5 protein-coding genes are annotated in these 17,088 nt (G+C 73.8%); 2 read left to right on the top strand and 3 right to left on the bottom strand.

Annotated elements, in window-relative coordinates; genetic code table 11:
- The first annotated feature begins 33 nt into the window (after window positions 1–33).
- Complete coding sequence (locus tag ACIRQP_RS38090; RefSeq protein WP_403899201.1) at window positions 34–1,209, top strand: cytochrome P450; 1,176 nt, start codon at window positions 34–36, stop codon at window positions 1,207–1,209.
- An 85-nt stretch (window positions 1,210–1,294) separates the two neighbouring features.
- Window positions 1,295–1,495: a ferredoxin gene (locus tag ACIRQP_RS38085; RefSeq protein ID WP_403899198.1), complete on the top strand. Its 201-nt coding sequence runs from the start codon at window positions 1,295–1,297 to the stop codon at window positions 1,493–1,495.
- Between the two features lie 90 nt (window positions 1,496–1,585).
- On the opposite strand, the gene ACIRQP_RS38080 is transcribed toward ACIRQP_RS38085, so the two are convergent.
- The 3 genes from ACIRQP_RS38080 to ACIRQP_RS38070 form a co-directional block, all read right to left on the bottom strand.
- A complete protein-coding gene (locus tag ACIRQP_RS38080) occupies window positions 1,586–2,770 on the bottom strand; it encodes a cytochrome P450 (protein WP_403899195.1) in 1,185 nt (394 codons plus the stop codon).
- Between the two features lie 132 nt (window positions 2,771–2,902).
- On the bottom strand, window positions 2,903–9,073 hold the full coding sequence (locus tag ACIRQP_RS38075; RefSeq protein WP_403899193.1) for a type I polyketide synthase: 6,171 nt from the start codon (window positions 9,071–9,073) through the stop codon (window positions 2,903–2,905).
- A 51-nt stretch (window positions 9,074–9,124) separates the two neighbouring features.
- Window positions 9,125–17,088 (bottom strand): SDR family NAD(P)-dependent oxidoreductase (locus tag ACIRQP_RS38070; RefSeq protein ID WP_403899191.1); only part of this gene is annotated, 7,964 nt, incomplete at its 5' end.

Here is a 17,088-nt window from a genome sequence, read left to right as displayed (position 1 = left end):
GGGCTGTCGGCGATACGCAGGGGAATTGAGAAGATGACAACTACCGACAGGTGCCCGGTCGCCTTTCCGCTGCGGCGGCCCGGCCAGTCCTTTCCGCCACCGGAGTACCGGGACTTCCGTGAGCAGGACGGGCTGGTGCTCACGACCCTGCCCTCCGGGGTCCCCGTGTGGCTGGTGACGCGGCACGACGACGTACGTACGGTCCTCACCGATCCGCGGATCAGCTCCAACCCCTCGCACCCCGGCTTCCCTCGCGCGGCGAAGACCGGCGGTGTCCCGTCCCAGGACGAGGTGCCCGGCTGGTTCGTGGCGCTGGACCCGCCGGAGCACGGACGGTTCCGCAAGACGCTGATTCCCGAGTTCACCGTCCGCAAGGTCAGGGAGATGCGGCCGGCCATCCAGCAGATCGTCGACGAGCGCGTGGACGCGATGCTCGCGGCGGGGAACACCGCCGATCTGATCGCGGACTTCGCGCTGTCCGTGCCGTCCCTGGTGATCTCCAGTCTGCTCGGGGTGCCCAACGCCGACCGGGACTTCTTCGAGACCAAGACCCGGGTGCTGGTGACGCTCACCTCCACGGACGAGCAGCGGCAGGCGGCGTCCATGGCGCTGCTGCGCTATCTCAACCGGCTGATCACCATCAAGCAGAAGCGGCCCGGCGACGATCTGATCAGTCAGCTGCTGGCCGAGGGGACGCTGAGCAAGCAGGAACTGTCCGGCGTCTCGATGCTGCTGCTGATCGCCGGGCACGAGACGACGGCGAACAATATCGGGCTCGGGGTCGTCACACTGCTGTCCAATCCGCAGTGGATCGGCGACGAGCGGGCGGTGGAGGAGCTGCTGCGCTACTACTCGGTCGCCGACCTGGTCGCCTTCCGGGTGGCCGTCGAGGACGTGGAGATCGGCGGACAGCTCATCAGGGCGGGCGAGGGCATCATCCCGCTGGTCGCCGCGGCCAACCACGACGGGACCGTCTTCGACCGCCCCGACGAGTTCGACCCGAGCAGGTCCGCGCGCTCGCATGTGGCGTTCGGGTACGGAGTGCACCAGTGCCTCGGCCAGAACCTGGTCCGGGTCGAGATGGACATCGCCTACCGGACGCTGTTCGAACGGATCCCGACGCTGGAACTGGCCGTACCGGTCGAGGAGTTGCCGCTCAAGTACGACGGAGTGCTGTACGGGCTGCACGCCCTGCCCGTTCGCTGGTAGACCGGGCAGGGCAGGCGGAGTAAGAGGCCGCCCCACCTATGCGCGCGGCCTCCAAGACGCACGACCGCAGGTAACCGACGGAGGAATGATGGTTCACATCAGCGTGGACACCGAACGCTGTGTGGGAGCGGGGCAGTGCGTGCTGTCGGCTCCCGATGTCTTCGACCAGGACGACTCCGGGATCGTGATGGTCCTGGCGGAGCCGGAGGACGACCCGGGACAGGAGGCCGCGCGGCAGGCGGGGCTGATCTGCCCGTCCCAGGCGATCACCGTGAAGGAGAACTGAGCGGGCCGCTTCACGCTCACAACGGGCTCCGCCCCCAACGGCCGTGGGGGCGGAGCCCGTTGTGATGTCCCCGCCGGGACCGGATCCCCGCTACCAGGTGACCGGCAGTTCCGTGAGGCCGGCCGAGAGCTGGCCGCCCAGCACCTGAAGCTCCTCGACCGGGAGGGCCAGACGCAGTCCGGGCAGGCGCGTGAACAGCAGGGTGTACGCCGTCTTCAGCTGCATCCGGGCGAGTGGGGCGCCGATGCAGTGCCACATCCCGTGACCGAATGTCAGATGGGGGTTGGGCGAGCGGGTGATGTCGAACAGCTCGGGGTCGTCGAAGACCTGGGTGTCGAAGTTGGAGAGGGTGAAGTCGAGCAGGACCAGAGCACCGAACCGGATGGTGACCCCGCCGATCTCGACATCCTCGGTGGCGTACCGCGGCAGCACCGACCCGCCCGCTTTCGCCGAGCGCAGGATCTCCTCCACGGCTCCCGACATCAGCTTCGGGTCCCCCAGCGCCGCGTCGCGCTGCTCGGGGTAGAGGGAGAACAGCACGACACCGAGGTCGATATGGCTGGCGACGGCCTCCAGACCGGCGAAGAGCACTCCCGCCGCTATCGGCCCGATGCGCTCGTCCGAGGGCTCGTTCACGCACAGCCGGGAGATCACGTCGTCGCCCGGCTCGGCCCTCTTGCGGCCCGCCAGCTCCACCAGATAACCGAAGAGGTCCTGCTGTCCGCCCTGGACGGTGTTCGGGTCGTCCAGACCGCCCATCCGGGACAGCAGGGTGACGAGCAGGCCACGGTCCTCGGCGGGCACACCGATGAGTTCACCGAGCACGGTCAGCGAGAACGGCAGCGAGAACCCGCCGTGCAGATCGGCGGGCGGCCCCTGGGCGACGAAGCTCTCCAGCAGGCCCTCCGCGATGGCCTCGACCTTCGGCATCAGATTGAGCACACGCCGGGCCGAGAAGTTCGGGGTGAGCATCGCGCGGGTCTCGGAGTGCAGCTTCCGCGCCAGCTCCGCGTCGTCGCTGACGAGCATGTCCAGGAACGGGTTCTGGACATAGCGCGGGGCGTTCGCCGGGTCGGGGTGCGCGCGGGCCAGCCGCTCGTCGCGGAGCAGTTCCTTGAGTTCGGCGTGGCGGGTCACCAGCCATCCCTCGTCGCCGGCGGGGGTGCGCACCTTGCAGACGGGGCTCCTGGTCTGGAGTTCACGCAGCAACGGGCTCAGTCGCAGCACGGTGGGCGGCACGCCCCTGAGCGACGGCAGCTCGTGGGATGTGGTCATGGGGGGGCTCTCCTCTGGACGGTGGGACGGTGGTGCGCGGGTGCCGGTGTTCGCCGGGGCCCGCCGCCTGTGGGGCGGGGCCGGGCGGGGCGGCCCCGTACGACCACCGCTCCGCCCGGCCCCGCCCGGGGGTCATGCCTCGCCGGCGGGCAGGCCGCCGAGCCACTCCTCGATCGTCCGCGCCGTCAGCGCGGAGTGCTCCTTGGCGAGGGACAGATGGTTGGCCTGGATCTCACGGATGTCGTCGGCGGGGACGCCCCCGGTGTCGAACAGGAAGCCGTCCAGCGACTCCACACACCGCACGAGCATCGTCGGCGCGGTGGTGGGCACCGTCTCGATGTCGGTCATCGCCATGAACCAGTGCGCCATCGCGGAGAGCCTGGCGCTGTTCAGCGTCACCGACGGCGAGTCGATGTCGGCCAGGTAGTACCGGGTGGTCCTGTCGAGATCCTTGCCCTCACCCGGCTGGTACCGGATGCTCGCGGTGTCCAGCAGGATCACCGCTTCGGGGCGGATGCCCCAGGTCTCCTCCAGTACGCCCGCGGCCAGATAGGCGAGCGAGCCGCCCGTCGAGTGGCCCACCAGGACGAAGGGTTCGCCGTCGCTGGCGTGCAGGGCGCTCTCCGCCACGATACGGGCGGCTGCCTCGCTCGTGGCCGGCAGCAGCTCACCGGGGGCGAACCCCATGAGCGGGAGCGCGGAGACATGCCGCCTGCCGCGGAAGTGCGCCGCGATACGCGCGTACTGGTGGACGCCGCCGGTGGCACCCGGGGCGCTGACGAAGACCAGCCGGGGGCTGCTCGGACCGTCCGCCAGGACGACGGGCGCCGACAACTCCTCCAGGTCGGCGGGGGTCTCGAAGGTCGGCCGGGTATTGGCGACCGCCTTCAGCATGCGCATGCCCTCGACCATCTTTCCGGCCCGCACCGCCGCGTAGAACAGGCCCTCCAGCGTCTCGTCCGGGTTCTGGTCGCCGCGCGCGCCGGTGGGAGCGGTGGTGGTGGTGGTGCCCGGAGTGCCGGAGGAGAGCTGCCCGGCCAGTTCCCCATGGAGCCACCGGGCGAGCTTCACGGGTGTCGCGTTGTCGAAGACCACCGAGCTCGGCAGCCGCAGCCCGAGCGCCTCCGCGAGCTGGTTGCGCAGCCCGACGGAGACCAGCGAGTCGAACCCCAGCTCCAGGAAGCCGCGTTCGGGGTCGACACCGCTCGGGTCGGGGTGGCCGAGGAGCGCGGCGGAGTAGCCCACCACCAGCTCGGTGAGCAGGCTCTCCCGCTCGGCCGCGCCCAGGTGCCGCAGCCGCTCGCGCAGGGTGACCGGCGAGCGGTCGGCCGCGGCGGCGGAGCGGCGGGTACGGGGTACCAGCTCCCGCCACAGCGCGGGCAGGGCCTGCTGCTCCTGGAGTCCGGCGACATTGATCCGGGTCGGGACCACCGTGGCCCGGTCCCGTACGAGCGCGGCGTCAAAAAGCGCGAGACCCTGGTCGATGGCCAGCGGCGGCATGCCGCCCCGGGCCATCCGCTCCAGGTCGGCGGCGCTGACATGGCTGGTCATACCGCCGCCCCGGCCCCAGGGACCCCAGGCGAGGGAGACCGCGGGCAGATCCTGGCCCCTGCGGTGCTGGGCGAGGGCGTCCAGGAAGGCGTTGGCGGCGGCGTAGTTGCCCTGGCCGGGACCGCCCAGCACCCCGGAGACCGAGGAGTAGAGCACGAAGGCGGCCAGATCGAGACCGCGGGTCGCCTCGTGCAGATACCAGGCGGCGTCCGCCTTCGGCCGCAGTACGCGCTCCAGCAGCTCCGGCGTCAGCGAGCCGGTCAGCGCGTCGCCCAGCACACCGGCGGTGTGGACGACGGCGGTGAGCGGACGGTCCTCGGGCACACCGGCGATCAGCGAGGTCACCGACTCCCGGTCGGCCAGGTCGCAGGAGACCACGCAGACCACGGCGCCCCGCTCGGCCAGGGCGGCGAGCAGTTCCGGCACGCCCGGGGCGTCCTGGCCGCTCCTGCTGGCCAGCAGGAGATGCCGTACGCCGTGCTCGGCGACCAGATGGCGCGCCAGCTCCTTGCCGAGACCGCCGGTTCCGCCGGTGATCAGTACGGTGCCCTCGGGGTCCCAGGGGCGCGCCGCGCCGCCGGCCGTGGGGGTCTCGTCGTTCTCGGGCAGCCGGGTGAGACGGCCGGCCCTGACCGTGTGGGAGCGGACGACCAACTGCTGTTCGTCGAGGCCGAGCAGACCGGGCAGGACCCCCGCCGACAGGAACGCGTCGTCCATGTCGACCAGCAGGAAGCTGCCGGGGTTCTCGGTCTGCGCGGACCGTACGAGGCCCCAGACCGCGGCGGCGGCGATGTCCCGGATGTCCTCGCCGTCGACGGCGACGGCGCCGCGGGTGACGAAGACCAGCCGCGAGCGCGCCAGCGCCGGTTCGTTGAGCCACTCCTGGAGGAGGCCCAGGACGAAGGTGGTGAGGGCGCGCACCGACTCGGGTCCGGCCGCCGCCGGGTCTCCGACCACGGGCACCAGGAAGACATCGGGGGCGACACCGCTGTCGCCGACCGCGCCGGTCAGGGACTCCGCGTACGCGCTGACGGTCTCGTCGGCGCGGTGCATCGCGTAGCCCAGGTCGAGTTCGTCGACGCCGACGACCGCCCAGCGGGTGCCGGTGGCGGCCACCGGCTCGGGGACGGGCACCCAGTCGAGCGCGAGGAACGAGCCGCGCTCGGTGCCGCCGGTCGTGGGCGTGGCCTGCCGGGGCTCGCCGGAGGGCGGACCCAGGACGAGCGAATCGACCGAGAGCACCGGGGCGCCGGTCGTGTCGACCGCGCTCAGCGCCACCTCGTGCGGGCCGGTCGCGGTGAGCCGTACGCGCAGGGCGGAGGCCGCCGCGGCGTGCAGGGTCAGTCCTCTCCAGGCCACCGGGACGAGGGCGGGTGCGCCGTCGGGGTCGAGGAAGCCCGCCGCGCGGGCGGCGGCGTCCAGCAGCGCCGGGTGGATCCCGAACGCGCCGGCGTCCTCGGCCGCCGGGGGCAGCGCCACCTCCGCGTAGACCTCGCCCTCGCGCCGCCAGACGCCCGACAGCCCCTGGAACACGGGCCCGTGTTCCAGTCCGGCGACGGTGAGCCGTTCGGTCAGTCCGTCCGGGGCGACCGGCTTGGCGTCGCGCGGCGGCCAGACGGCGGTGTCGAACCCGCCGGTCTCCTCGGCCTGCCCGGCCGCCGCCAGCACACCTCGGGCGTGCGGTGTCCAGCCGTCCGTGTCGCGACCGGCGGGGCGGGAGTGCACCGTCAGCGCCCGGTTGCCGGAGTCGTCCGACGCGCCCACCCGTACCTGTACGGTGACCGCGTCGCGACCGGTCAGTACGAGCGGGGCGGACAGCGTCAGGTCCGTGACGCGGTCCCGGCCCGCCTGGTCGCCCGCCCGGATCGCCAGCTCCGCGAAGGCCGCGCCGGGCAGCACGATCCGGCCGGAGATCCGGTGGTCGGCGAGCCACGGATGCGACTGCGCCGACAGGCTGCCGGTCAGCACGATCTCGTCCGACTCGGCGATCGTGACCGCGGCGCCGAGCAGCGGATGCCCGGCGGCCACCAGACCGAGCCCCGCGGCGTCACCGCGGACCGCGCGGGCCGTGGGCCAGTACCGCTCGCTCTGGAAGGCGTACGTCGGCAGCTCCACCCGGCGCGCGCCCGTGCCGGCGAACAGTCCGGCCCAGTCCACCGCGACACCGCGCGTGTACAGCGTGGCGAGGGCGGTGACGGCCGCGCTCTCCTCGGGCCGGCCCTCGCGCAGGACCGGCAGCGCCGTCACGGCCGGGTCCTGGACGGATTCCGGTACGAGGGCGGAGAGCACCGCGTCCGGGCCCAGCTCCAGGAAGGTCCGTACGCCGCGCCCGGCGAGCGTGCGCACACCGTCGCCGAACCGCACGGGCTCGCGGACATGGCGGACCCAGTAGCCGGGGTCGGCGAGTTCGCCCGTGGTGGCCACCTCGCCGGTCAGGTTCGAGACGACCGGTACGGCCGGCTCCTGGAAGGCCAGGCCCGCCACCACGGCGCGGAACGCGTCGAGCATGGGCTCCATCAGCGGCGAGTGGAACGCGTGACTGACCGCGAGCCGGGTGGTTTTGCGGCCGTCGGCCGCCAGCCGGTCCGCGAGGCCGAGCACCGCGGCCTCGTCGCCGGAGACGACCACCGCGTCGGGCCCGTTGACCGCGGCGACCGACACCCGGTCGGTCAGCAGCGGCGTGATCTCGTCCTCGGTGGCCCGTACGGCGACCATCGCGCCCCCGGCGGGCAGCGCCCGCATCAGCCGGGCCCGCGCGGCGACCAGCCGGCAGGCGTCCGCCAGCGACAACACCCCGGCCACATGCGCGGCCGTGATCTCACCGATGGAGTGCCCGGCCAGGAAGTCCGGCTCGACGCCCCAGGAGCGGACCAGCCGGTACAGCGCGACCTCGACGGCGAACAGGGCGGGCTGGGTGAAGCCCGTGTCGTTCAGCGCGTCCGCGTCGTCGCCCCACATGACCTCGCGCAGCGGACGGTCCAACTCCCCGTCCAGCTGGGCCAGTACGGCGTCCAGGGCCTCCGCGAAGACGGGGAAGCGCGCGTACAGCTCCCGGCCCATGCCGGTGCGCTGCGAGCCCTGACCGGAGAAGAGCACGGCGAGCGGGCCCTTGCCGGACGTCCCGCGCGCCACCTCGACGGGCGCCCCGTCCCCGGTGCCGGTGGTGGCCAGCAGCACCGCGCGGTGCTCGAAGGCGGTGCGGGTCGTGGCGAGCGAGAAGCCGATGTCGAGCGGGTCGGTGCCGCGCGTGTCCGCGAAGGCGCGGACCCGGTCCAGCTGCGCGTCGAGCGCGGCCCCGCCGCGGCCCGACACCGGCCAGGGCACGGCGTTCGGCGTGACGGCCGGCTCGGGCTCGGGCTCGGCCGCCGCCTCGGCGGGCGGCGCCTGTTCGATGACCACATGCGCGTTGGTGCCGCTGATGCCGAACGACGACACACCGGCGCGGCGCACCCGGTCGCCCTCCGGCCACGGGACCGGCTCGGTCAGCAGCCGTACGTCACCGGCCGTCCAGTCCACATGCGAGGAGGCCCCGTCCACATGCAGCGTCCTGGGCAGCACGCCGTTGCGGAGCGCGAGCACGATCTTCATCACACCCGCGACGCCCGCCGCCGCCTGGGTGTGTCCGATGTTCGACTTGACCGCGCCGAGCCACAGCGGGCGCTCCGGCTCGCGGTCCTGGCCGTAGGTGGCGAGCAGGGCGCCCGCCTCGATCGGATCGCCCAGGGTGGTGCCCGTACCGTGCGCCTCGACCGCGTCGACATCGGACGGGGAGAGTCCGGCGCCGGCCAGCGCCTGGCGGATCACCCGCTGCTGGGAGGGGCCGTTGGGCGCGCTCAGACCGTTGGACGCGCCGTCCTGATTGACCGCGCTGCCGCGCAGCACCGCGAGGACGGGGTGTCCGTTGCGCTGGGCGTCGGACAGCCGCTCGACGACCAGCAGACCGGCGCCCTCGGACCAGGCCGTGCCGTCCGCCGCGTCCGAGAAGGCCTTGCAGCGCCCGTCGGCGGCCAGCCCGCCCTGGACGCTGAACCCGGCGAAACTGGAGGAGGTCGCCATCACGGTCACCCCGCCGGCCAGCGCCAGCGAGCATTCGCCGTTGCGTACGGCCTGCGCGGCGAGGTGCAGGGTCACCAGCGAGGACGAGCACGCGGTGTCCAGCGTGACCGCGGGGCCTTCGAGTCCAAGGACGAAGGAGAGCCGGCCCGACAGGACGCTCGCCGCGAGGCCGTTGCCCGCGTAGCCGCCCATGTCGTCGCGCGAGGCGAGCACCAGGTGCGCGTAGTCCTGGGAGTTGGTGCCGACGAACACACCGGTCCTGCTGCCGCGCAGGGTGGCCGGGTCGATGCCGGAGCGCTCGACGGCCTCCCAGGCCACCTCCAGGAGCAGCCGCTGCTGCGGGTCCATGGCGAGGGCCTCGCGCGGTGAGATGTCGAAGAAGCCCGGGTCGAACCGCGGCGCGTCGTGGACGAAGCCGCCTTCCTGGGTGGCGCTGCGTCCTTCTCCGTCACCGGCGAGTACGTCCAGGTCCCAGCCTCGGTCGTCGGGGAATCCGGAGATGGCGCCGCGGCCGTCGGCGAGCAGCGCCCACAGGTCCTCGGGGGACCGGACCCCGCCCGGGAACCTGCATCCCATCCCGACGATCGCGACCGGCTCGTGACGGCCTGATTGGGCCTCTTCGAGTCGTTGGCGGGTCTGGTGCAGATCCGTCGTGACCCACTTCAGGTATTCGACGAGTTTCTTTTCGTCCGGCATCGTCCGTGAACCTTCCTCAGATGTATCGCGTGCGTAGGGAGTGGGCCCCTGTCAGGAATCCGTCGACCTGCCGAGCTCGTTGTCGATGAAGGCGAGGATCTCGTCGGCGCTCGCGGCCTCGATCCGTTCGGTGACCACGGCTCCGCCGGTCTCCGGGTCGGCTCCGTCCCACCGCGCGAGGAGCCTGCGCAGCCGTCCGGCGACTCCGGTCCTGGTGACCTCGTCGAGTTCGCCGTCGGTGAGCGCCGCCTCCAGCTGGTCGAGCGCCGCCAGCGGCGAGCCGTCCGTGCCGGAGGTCTCCGCGCCGAACAGCGCCGGCGTCAGATGCCCGGCGACGGCGAGCGGTGTGGGGTGGTCGAAGACGAGGGTGGCGGAGAGCCGTATCCCCGTGGCCGCCGTCAGCCTGGTGCGCAGCTCCACCGCCATCAGCGAGTCGAAGCCGAGCCGGCTGAAGTCCCGGTCGGCCGGGACGGCGTCCGGGGTGGCGTGTCCCAGTACGGCGGCGGTCTCGGTCCGTACCAGCTCCACCAGGGCCGCTTCCCGCTCCTGCGCGTTCAGCCCTTCCAGGCGCCGCGTCAGACCGGTGGCGGGGCTCCGGGTGGCGGCCGTACGGCGCTTGGCGCGTGTCAGGCCGCGCAGGAGCGCGGGGATCTCGGCCGCCGTGGGCGCCGTCTCCGGGCCCGCGCCGGTGGCGATCCGTACCGGCACGACCAGGGCCTCGTCGCGGGTGCTCGCCGCGTCGAACAGCGCGAGGCCCTGTTCCACCGGGAGCGGGGCGAGGTCCGAGCGGGACATCCGGCGCAGATCGGTGTCGCTCAGGGCGCCCGTCATACCGGTCTCCGAGGTCCAGGGGCCCCAGGCGAGCGACAGAGCGGGCAGACCGAGGGCGGCGCGGTGCCCGGCCAGGGCGTCCAGGAACGTGTTGGCGGCGGCGTAGTTTCCCTGTCCCGGTCCCCCGGTGATGCCCGCGACCGAGGAGTACAGGACGAACCCGGCGAGATGAGGAGCGAGTTCGCGGGTCGCCTCGTGCAACTCCCAGGCGGCGTCCGCCTTCGGACGCAGTATCCGGTCGACCAGCGTGGGGGTGAGCGAGCCGATGGTGGCGTCGCCGAGCACACCGGCGGTGTGCACCACGGCGGTCAGCGGGTGTTCGGCCGGTACGGCGGACAGCAGCGCGTCGAGCGCCGTACGGTCGGCGACATCGCAGGCGGCGACGGTGATGTCGGCGCCGAGGGCGGTCAGTTCGGCCCGCAGTTCCGCGGCGCCGGGCGCGTCGGGGCCGCGCCGGCCGGCCAGCAGCAGATGCTTCATGCCGTGCGCGGTCACCAGATGCCTGGCGAGTGCGCTGCCGAGACCGCCGGTGCCGCCGGTGATCAGGACCGTTCCGTCACGGTTCCAGGACCGGACCTGGTCGGGCGGCGGGGTGACACCGCTCTCGGACAGCCGGGCGAGGCGGGCGACCCGTACGGCGCCGTCGCGCAGCGCCCCCTGGGTCTCACCGGCCTCCAGCAGCCCCGGCAGGGCGGTAAGAGCCCTGCCCAGGACGTCGGTGCCGCCGCGGTCGTCGATGTCGAGCAGCAGGAAGGAGCCGGGCTCCTCCGACTGCGCGGAGCGGACCAGGCCCCATACCGGGGCGGCGGCCAGGTCCTGTACGTCCTCCGCGCCGACGGCGACCGCGCGCCGGGTGACGAACACCAGCCGCGATCCCGTGGCCCGCCGATCGGCGGACCAGGCGCGCAGCAGGTCGAGGGCGGCTGACGTCGTGGTCCGCACGGCCGCGGGGACATGCCCGGCGCCGGACCGGTCCCCGATGACCGGGGCCAGCACGACGTCCGGCAACGGCCCTTCGGCGTCGAGGAGTTCACCAAGGGTTGGGGCGCGTACGGCGGGCACCGCGCCCGCCGCGTCCAGCGCGGTCGCCAGGCCCGCCGGGTCCGCGCCGACGACCGCCCAGCGGAGCCCGGCGGGGGCCACCGGGGCGGGGGCCGCCTCCCAGACCACGCCGAACAGTGAGGCCCGCCCGCCGCCGGCTCCCGCCGCGACGGGAGCCGCGTCGGTGGCCGGGCGGAGGGTGAGCGAGCGTACGGAGATCACCGGCGCGCCGTCCACATCGACGGCCGCCAGCGACACGGTGTCCCGGCCGGTGGCGGTGAGCCGTACCCGCAGCGCCGTGGCGGCGCCCGCGTGCAGGGTCAGTCCCTGCCACGCGAACGCTTCGACGTCGCCGGCCATGCCGTCGCCGTCCAGCAGTCCCGCCGCACGGACGGCACCCTCCAGCAGTGTCGGATGGATCGTGAACGCGCCGTCCCCGCCCGGCTCTTCGTCCAGCGTGACCTCCGCGAACACCGCGACGTCCCGCCGCCAGGCGGTGCGCGGGCCGGTGTCGTCCCGCCCGGACTCGACAGCCTGTGCCCCGGTCGGGGGCCAGACCGTGGTGTCGAACTCCTCGTCCGGTGTCCCGGCCGCGTCACCGGCGGCCAGCACTCCGGTGGCGTGCCGGGTCCAGGGGAGGTCCGGTCCGCCCTCCGGGCGGGCGTGCACGTCCAGGGCGCGGCGGCCCGCCTCGTCGGCGGCGCTCACCCGCACCTGGATCCGTACCGCGCCCTCCTCGGGCACGAACAGCCCGGCCTCCACGGTCAGTTCCTCGATCAGCGGGCGGCCCACCTCGTCACCGGCGCGTACGGCCAGCTCGGCGAAGGCCGCCGCGGGCAGCGGCACGGGCCCGTCGGAGATCCGGTGGGCGGCCAGCCAGGGGTGCGTCGGGAGCGACACCCGGCCCGTCAGCACCACGTCGTCGGAGCCGGCCACCGTCATCGCCGCGCCCAGCAGCGGATGTCCGGCGGCCACCAGACCGAAGCCGGAGGCGTCGCCCGGCGCGGCCGGCGACACCGAGGGCCAGTAGCGCTCGCGCTGGAAGGCGTAGGTCGGCAGCTCCACCCGACGCGCGCCCGTGCCGGCGAAGATCCCGGCCCAGTCGGTGGGGACACCGTGCGCGTGCAGCTGGGCGAGCGCGGTGACGGCCGTCAGTTCCTCGGACCTGTCCTTGCGCAGGACGGGCACGACGACCGCGTCGTCGGGTACGGACGCGCGGACCAGGGCGGAGAGCACGCCGTCCGGGCCCAGCTCCAGGAACGTGCCGACTCCCCGGCCGGCGAGGGTCCGTACCCCGTCGGCGAAGCGGACCGCCTCGCGGACGTGCCGTACCCAGTAGTCGGCGTCGGAGAGTTCGCCGGCCGTGGCCGGCTCGCCGGTCAGGTTCGAGACGACCGGAATGCGGGGCTCCGCGAAGGTGAGCTTCTCGGCGACCGCCCGGAATTCGTCCAGCATCGGGTCCATCAGGGGCGAGTGGAACGCGTGGCTCACCGGGAGCCGGGTCGTCCTGCGTCCCCCGGCCGCCAGGCGCTCCGCGGTCTTCAGGACCTGGTCCCCGGCGCCGGAGACGACCACCGCCGTGGGTCCGTTGACGGCGGCGATCGCCACCTCGGCGCGGAGCAGCCGCCGTACCTCGTCCTCGGTGGCCTCCACGGCGACCATGGCTCCGCCCTCGGGCAGCGCCTCCATCAGCCGGGCGCGGGCCGCGACCAGCCGGGCCGCGTCCGCCAGCGAGAACACGCCGGCCACATGCGCGGCGGCGATCTCACCGATCGAGTGACCCGCCACGAAGTCCGGGGCCACCCCCCACGACTCCACCAGCCGGAACAGCGCCACCTCGACGGCGAACAGCGCGGGCTGGGTGTACGCGGTGCGGTTCAGCGTGCCGGCGTCGTCCCCCCAGATCACCTCGCGCAGCGGACGGGTCAGCTCCCCGTCCAGATGGGCGAGTACGGAGTCGAGCGCGTCGGCGAAGACCGGGAAGCGCTCGTAGAGCTCACGGCCCATTCCCAGCCGCTGGCTGCCCTGGCCGGAGAAGAGGACCGCCGTCGGCCGTTCCCCGGCCACTCCCCTGGCGACCTGCGGCGCGGACGCGTCCGCTCGGTCGCCCGGGGCGATGAGCACGGCCCGGTGTTCGAAGGCCGACCGGCTCCCGGCCAGCGAGAGACCGAGGTCGAGCGGGGAGAGCCCGGGGCGGTCCGCCACGAAGGAGCGCAGCCGGTCCAGCTGTGCGTCCAGCGCGGCTTCGCTCTTGGCCGAGACGGGCCACGGCACGGCGGCCGGCGTCACCTCGGGGGCCTGGGCCGGGGCCAACGGCTCGGCAGGCGGTGCCTGTTCGAGCACCACATGCGCGTTGGTGCCACTGATCCCGAAGGACGACACACCGGCCCGGCGGGCATGCCCGGTCTCCGGCCACTCCCGCTGTTCGGTGAGCAACTCCACCGCTCCCGACGACCAGTTGACCCGGGTCGAGGGCTCGCTGACATGCAGTGTCCGGGGCAGCTCGGCGTGCCGGAGCGCCAGCACCATCTTCAGCACACCGGCGACGCCCGCGGCGGCCTGGGTGTGTCCGAGGTTCGACTTCACGGATCCGAGCAGCAGGGGCCGCTCGGGATCGCGGTCACGCCCGTACGTCGCGAGGAGGGCCCCCGCCTCGATGGGGTCGCCCAGGGTGGTGCCGGTGCCGTGGGCCTCGACGGCGTCCACGTCCGAGGGCGTGAGACCGCCGGCGGCGAGGGCCTGGCGGATCACGCGCTGCTGGGAGGGGCCGTTGGGTGCGGTCAGTCCGTTCGACGCGCCGTCCTGGTTGACGGCGGAACCACGCAGCACGGCCAGGATCTCGTGACCGGCGCGCCGGGCGTCGGACAGCCGCTCGACGACCACCACGCCGACGCCTTCCGACCAGCCGGTGCCATCCGCCGAGTCGGAGAACGCCTTGCAGCGCCCGTCCGGGGCCAGACCGCCCTGGCGGGTGAATCCGGCGAAGCTGGTCGAGGTCGACATGACGGTGACACCGCCGACCAGCGCCATGGAGCACTCGCCGGCGCGCAGCGCCTGGGCGGCCCAGTGCAGCGCGACCAGGGAGGAGGAGCAGGCGGTGTCCACGGTGACGGCGGGGCCCTCGAAGCCGAAGGCGTAGGAGAGCCTGCCGGAGATGACGCTCGCGGCCAGACCCGTGCCCGCGTGCCCCTCGACGTCCTCGTTGGCCCGGAGGATCAGGTTGGCGTAGTCCTGACCGTTGGTGCCGACGAACACCCCGGTCCGGCTGCCGCGCAGCGAGGCCGGGTCGGTCCCGGTGCGCTCGAACGCCTCCCACGCGGTCTCCAGCAGCAGCCGCTGCTGCGGATCCATGGCGAGGGCCTCACGCGGTGAGATGCCGAAGAAGCCCGGGTCGAAGTCGGCGGCCTCGTAGAGGAAGCCGCCCTCGCGCGTGGCGCTGCGGCCCTGGCCGTCGCCCGCGAGGACATCGAGGTTCCAGCCACGGTCCGTGGGGAACTCCCCGATGCCGTCCCGGCCTTCGGTGAGCAGCCGCCACAGATCCTCGGGCGAGCGCACCCCGCCGGGGAAGCGGCAGGCCATGCCGACGATGACGACCGGGTCGTCGGTGACCTCGGCGGACCCGGGTGAAACGGTGCCCGGGGCATCGGGTCCGGTCCGCTCCCCGGCCTCCTCGCCGAGCAGTTCGGTGAGGAGATGGCGGGCGAGCGCGTGCGGGTTCGGATAGTCGAAGACCAGGCTCGCGGGGAGGGCCAGACCGGTCATCTCCGTGAGCCGGTTGCTCAGTTCGACGGCGGTCAGCGAGTCGAAGCCGAGATCGCGGAAGGCCTTGTCGCCCCTGATCGCGTCGGCGCCGGTGTGTCCCAGTACGGCCGCGGCCTGGGTACGGACCACGGTGAGCAGTACGGCGCTCCGGTCGGCCCCGGTCGCCGCGCGCAGCCGCTCGCGCAGCCCGCCGGAGGCCGATTCGCTCTCCCGCCGCGCTTCCCGTACCGCTGTCAGCGCCTTGCGTGCCTCGGGCAGATCGGCGAGCAACGGGCTGGGGCGCAGAGTCAGCAGCGCGCTCAGCAGCCGCGGCTGCTGGAGGTCGGCGAGGACCACGGTCGGCTCGGGCTCCACCACGACACGGAGCAGCGCGGAGACCGCGAGGACGGGGTCGAGCGCGCTCGGTCCCGTCTGGTGGGCGGACGGGCCGGGGTGGGCGGGCCGGCCGGCCATACCGCCGCCGTCCCACGCGCCCCAGGCGATCGAGGTCGCCGGCAGACCGAGCGACCGGCGCCGCTCGGCCAGGGCGTCGAGAACGGTGTTGGCGGCGGCGTAGTTGGCCTGGCCGGGGTTGCCCACGGCGCCCGCCACCGAGGAGAACAGCGCGAACACCGTCAGATCGAGATCCCGGGTCAGTTCGTCGAGCAACAGCGCGGAGGCGACCTTCGCGCGGAACACCGTCTCGAACCGTTCGGCCGTCAGCCCTGTCAGCACACCGTCGTCCAGGACACCCGCCGTATGCACCACACCCGTCAGCGGGCTGTCCTCGGGGACAGCGCCGAGGACCCGTGTCAACTGGTCCCTGTCGGCGGCGTCGCAGGCGGTGAGGGTGACCCGCGCGCCGAGAGCGGTCAGTTCCGCCCGCAGCTCCTCGGCGCCGGGCGCCTCCGGGCCGCGGCGGCTCAGCAGTACGAGATGCCGGACGCCCTCGCTCGCCAGCCGGCGCGCGACATGGGCGCCGAGCGCGCCCGTACCGCCGGTGATGAGCACGGTGCCGGACGGCTGCCAGCGCTCCTCGGCGGTCCCGGCCCTCTCGATGCCGGGCGCGGGCGCCATCCTGCGGCCGAACACGCCCGAGGCGCGGACGGCCACCTGGTCCTCGCCGTCCCGGCCCGCCAGGACGGCGATGAAGCGCCGCACGGCCCGCTCGTCCAGTTCCTCGGGCAGATCGGCCAGCCCGCCCCACTGGCGGGGGTTTTCGAGTGCCGCGACCCGGCCGAGGCCCCAGACGGCGGCCTGCGCCGGACTGGTGGGCGGCTCGGAGCGGACGGGTGAGACGGCGCCGCGCGTGACGGCCCAGAGGGGGGCCGCGATGCCCGCCTCGCCGAGCGCGCGGACGAGCGCGGCGGTGGCGAGCAGCCCCGCGGGCACACCGGCGGTACCGGCCGACTCGTCCAGGGCGAGCAGCGACACCACACCCGTGATCTCCGCCGGGGCGCCCGAGGCGGCCTCGGACAGCCGGGTGACCAGGCCGGTGGCGTCGAGTGCGCCGGTGCCGGATGCTCCGAGGTCGGATGCGCCGAGGTCGCCCCTTACGGCGGCGGGGCCGAGCCCGTCGATCAGCGAGGTCACCCACGCGTCGGCGATCCCGGGCGCGGGCGCCAGTACCAGCCAGGTCCCGGACAGCGTGGCCGCGGAGCCGCTGACGGTCAGCGGCTTCCAGCTCTGCCGGTAGCGCCACGCGTCCACGGCGGAACGGGCCTTGCGCCGGGTGCGCCACGACGACAGCGCGGGCAGTACGGCCCCGAGCGAGTCGCCGTCCACGTCCAGTCCGGCCGCGAGGGACTCCAGGTCCTCCCGCTCCACGGCGGCCCAGAACTCCGCGTCGACCGGGTCCGTACCGTCGGCGGGCGCGGCCTCGACCACCTCGGGCCAGAACCGTTCGCGCTGGAAGGCGTAGGTGGGCAGATCGACCTGCCGGGCACCGGTGCCCGCGAAGACCCCGGTCCAGTCGACGGCGACACCCGCGACATGCAGCCGGGCCACCGCGGTGACCAGCGCGGCTTCCTCGTCACGGTCCTTGCTCAGCGCCGGAACCACCACGGCGGTGGCGGGCACGGACTCGCGTGCCATCGCGGAGAGCACCCCGTCGGGGCCCAGCTCCAGGAACGTACCGACGCCCCGGTCGGCGAGCGCGCGCACCCCGTCGGCGAAGCGCACGGCCTCGCGGACATGCCGTACCCAGTACGCGGCCGAGCACAGCTCGCCTGCCGCCGCCGGAGCGCCCGTCAGGTTGGACACGACGGGAAGGGCCGGTTCGGCGTACGTCAGGCCTTCCGCGACGGTGCGGAACTCGTCCAGCATCGGGTCCATCAGCGGCGAGTGGAACGCGTGCGAGACCCGGAGCCTGCTCGTCCTGCGGCCCTGCTCCCCCAGCCGCG

It is taken from the genome of Streptomyces sp. NPDC102274 (assembly GCF_044766385.1).
Taxonomy (GTDB): Bacteria; Actinomycetota; Actinomycetes; order Streptomycetales; family Streptomycetaceae; genus Streptomyces.
Note: the sequence above shows the minus strand (reverse complement) of the source record. Positions and strands in the feature narration are given on the sequence as shown.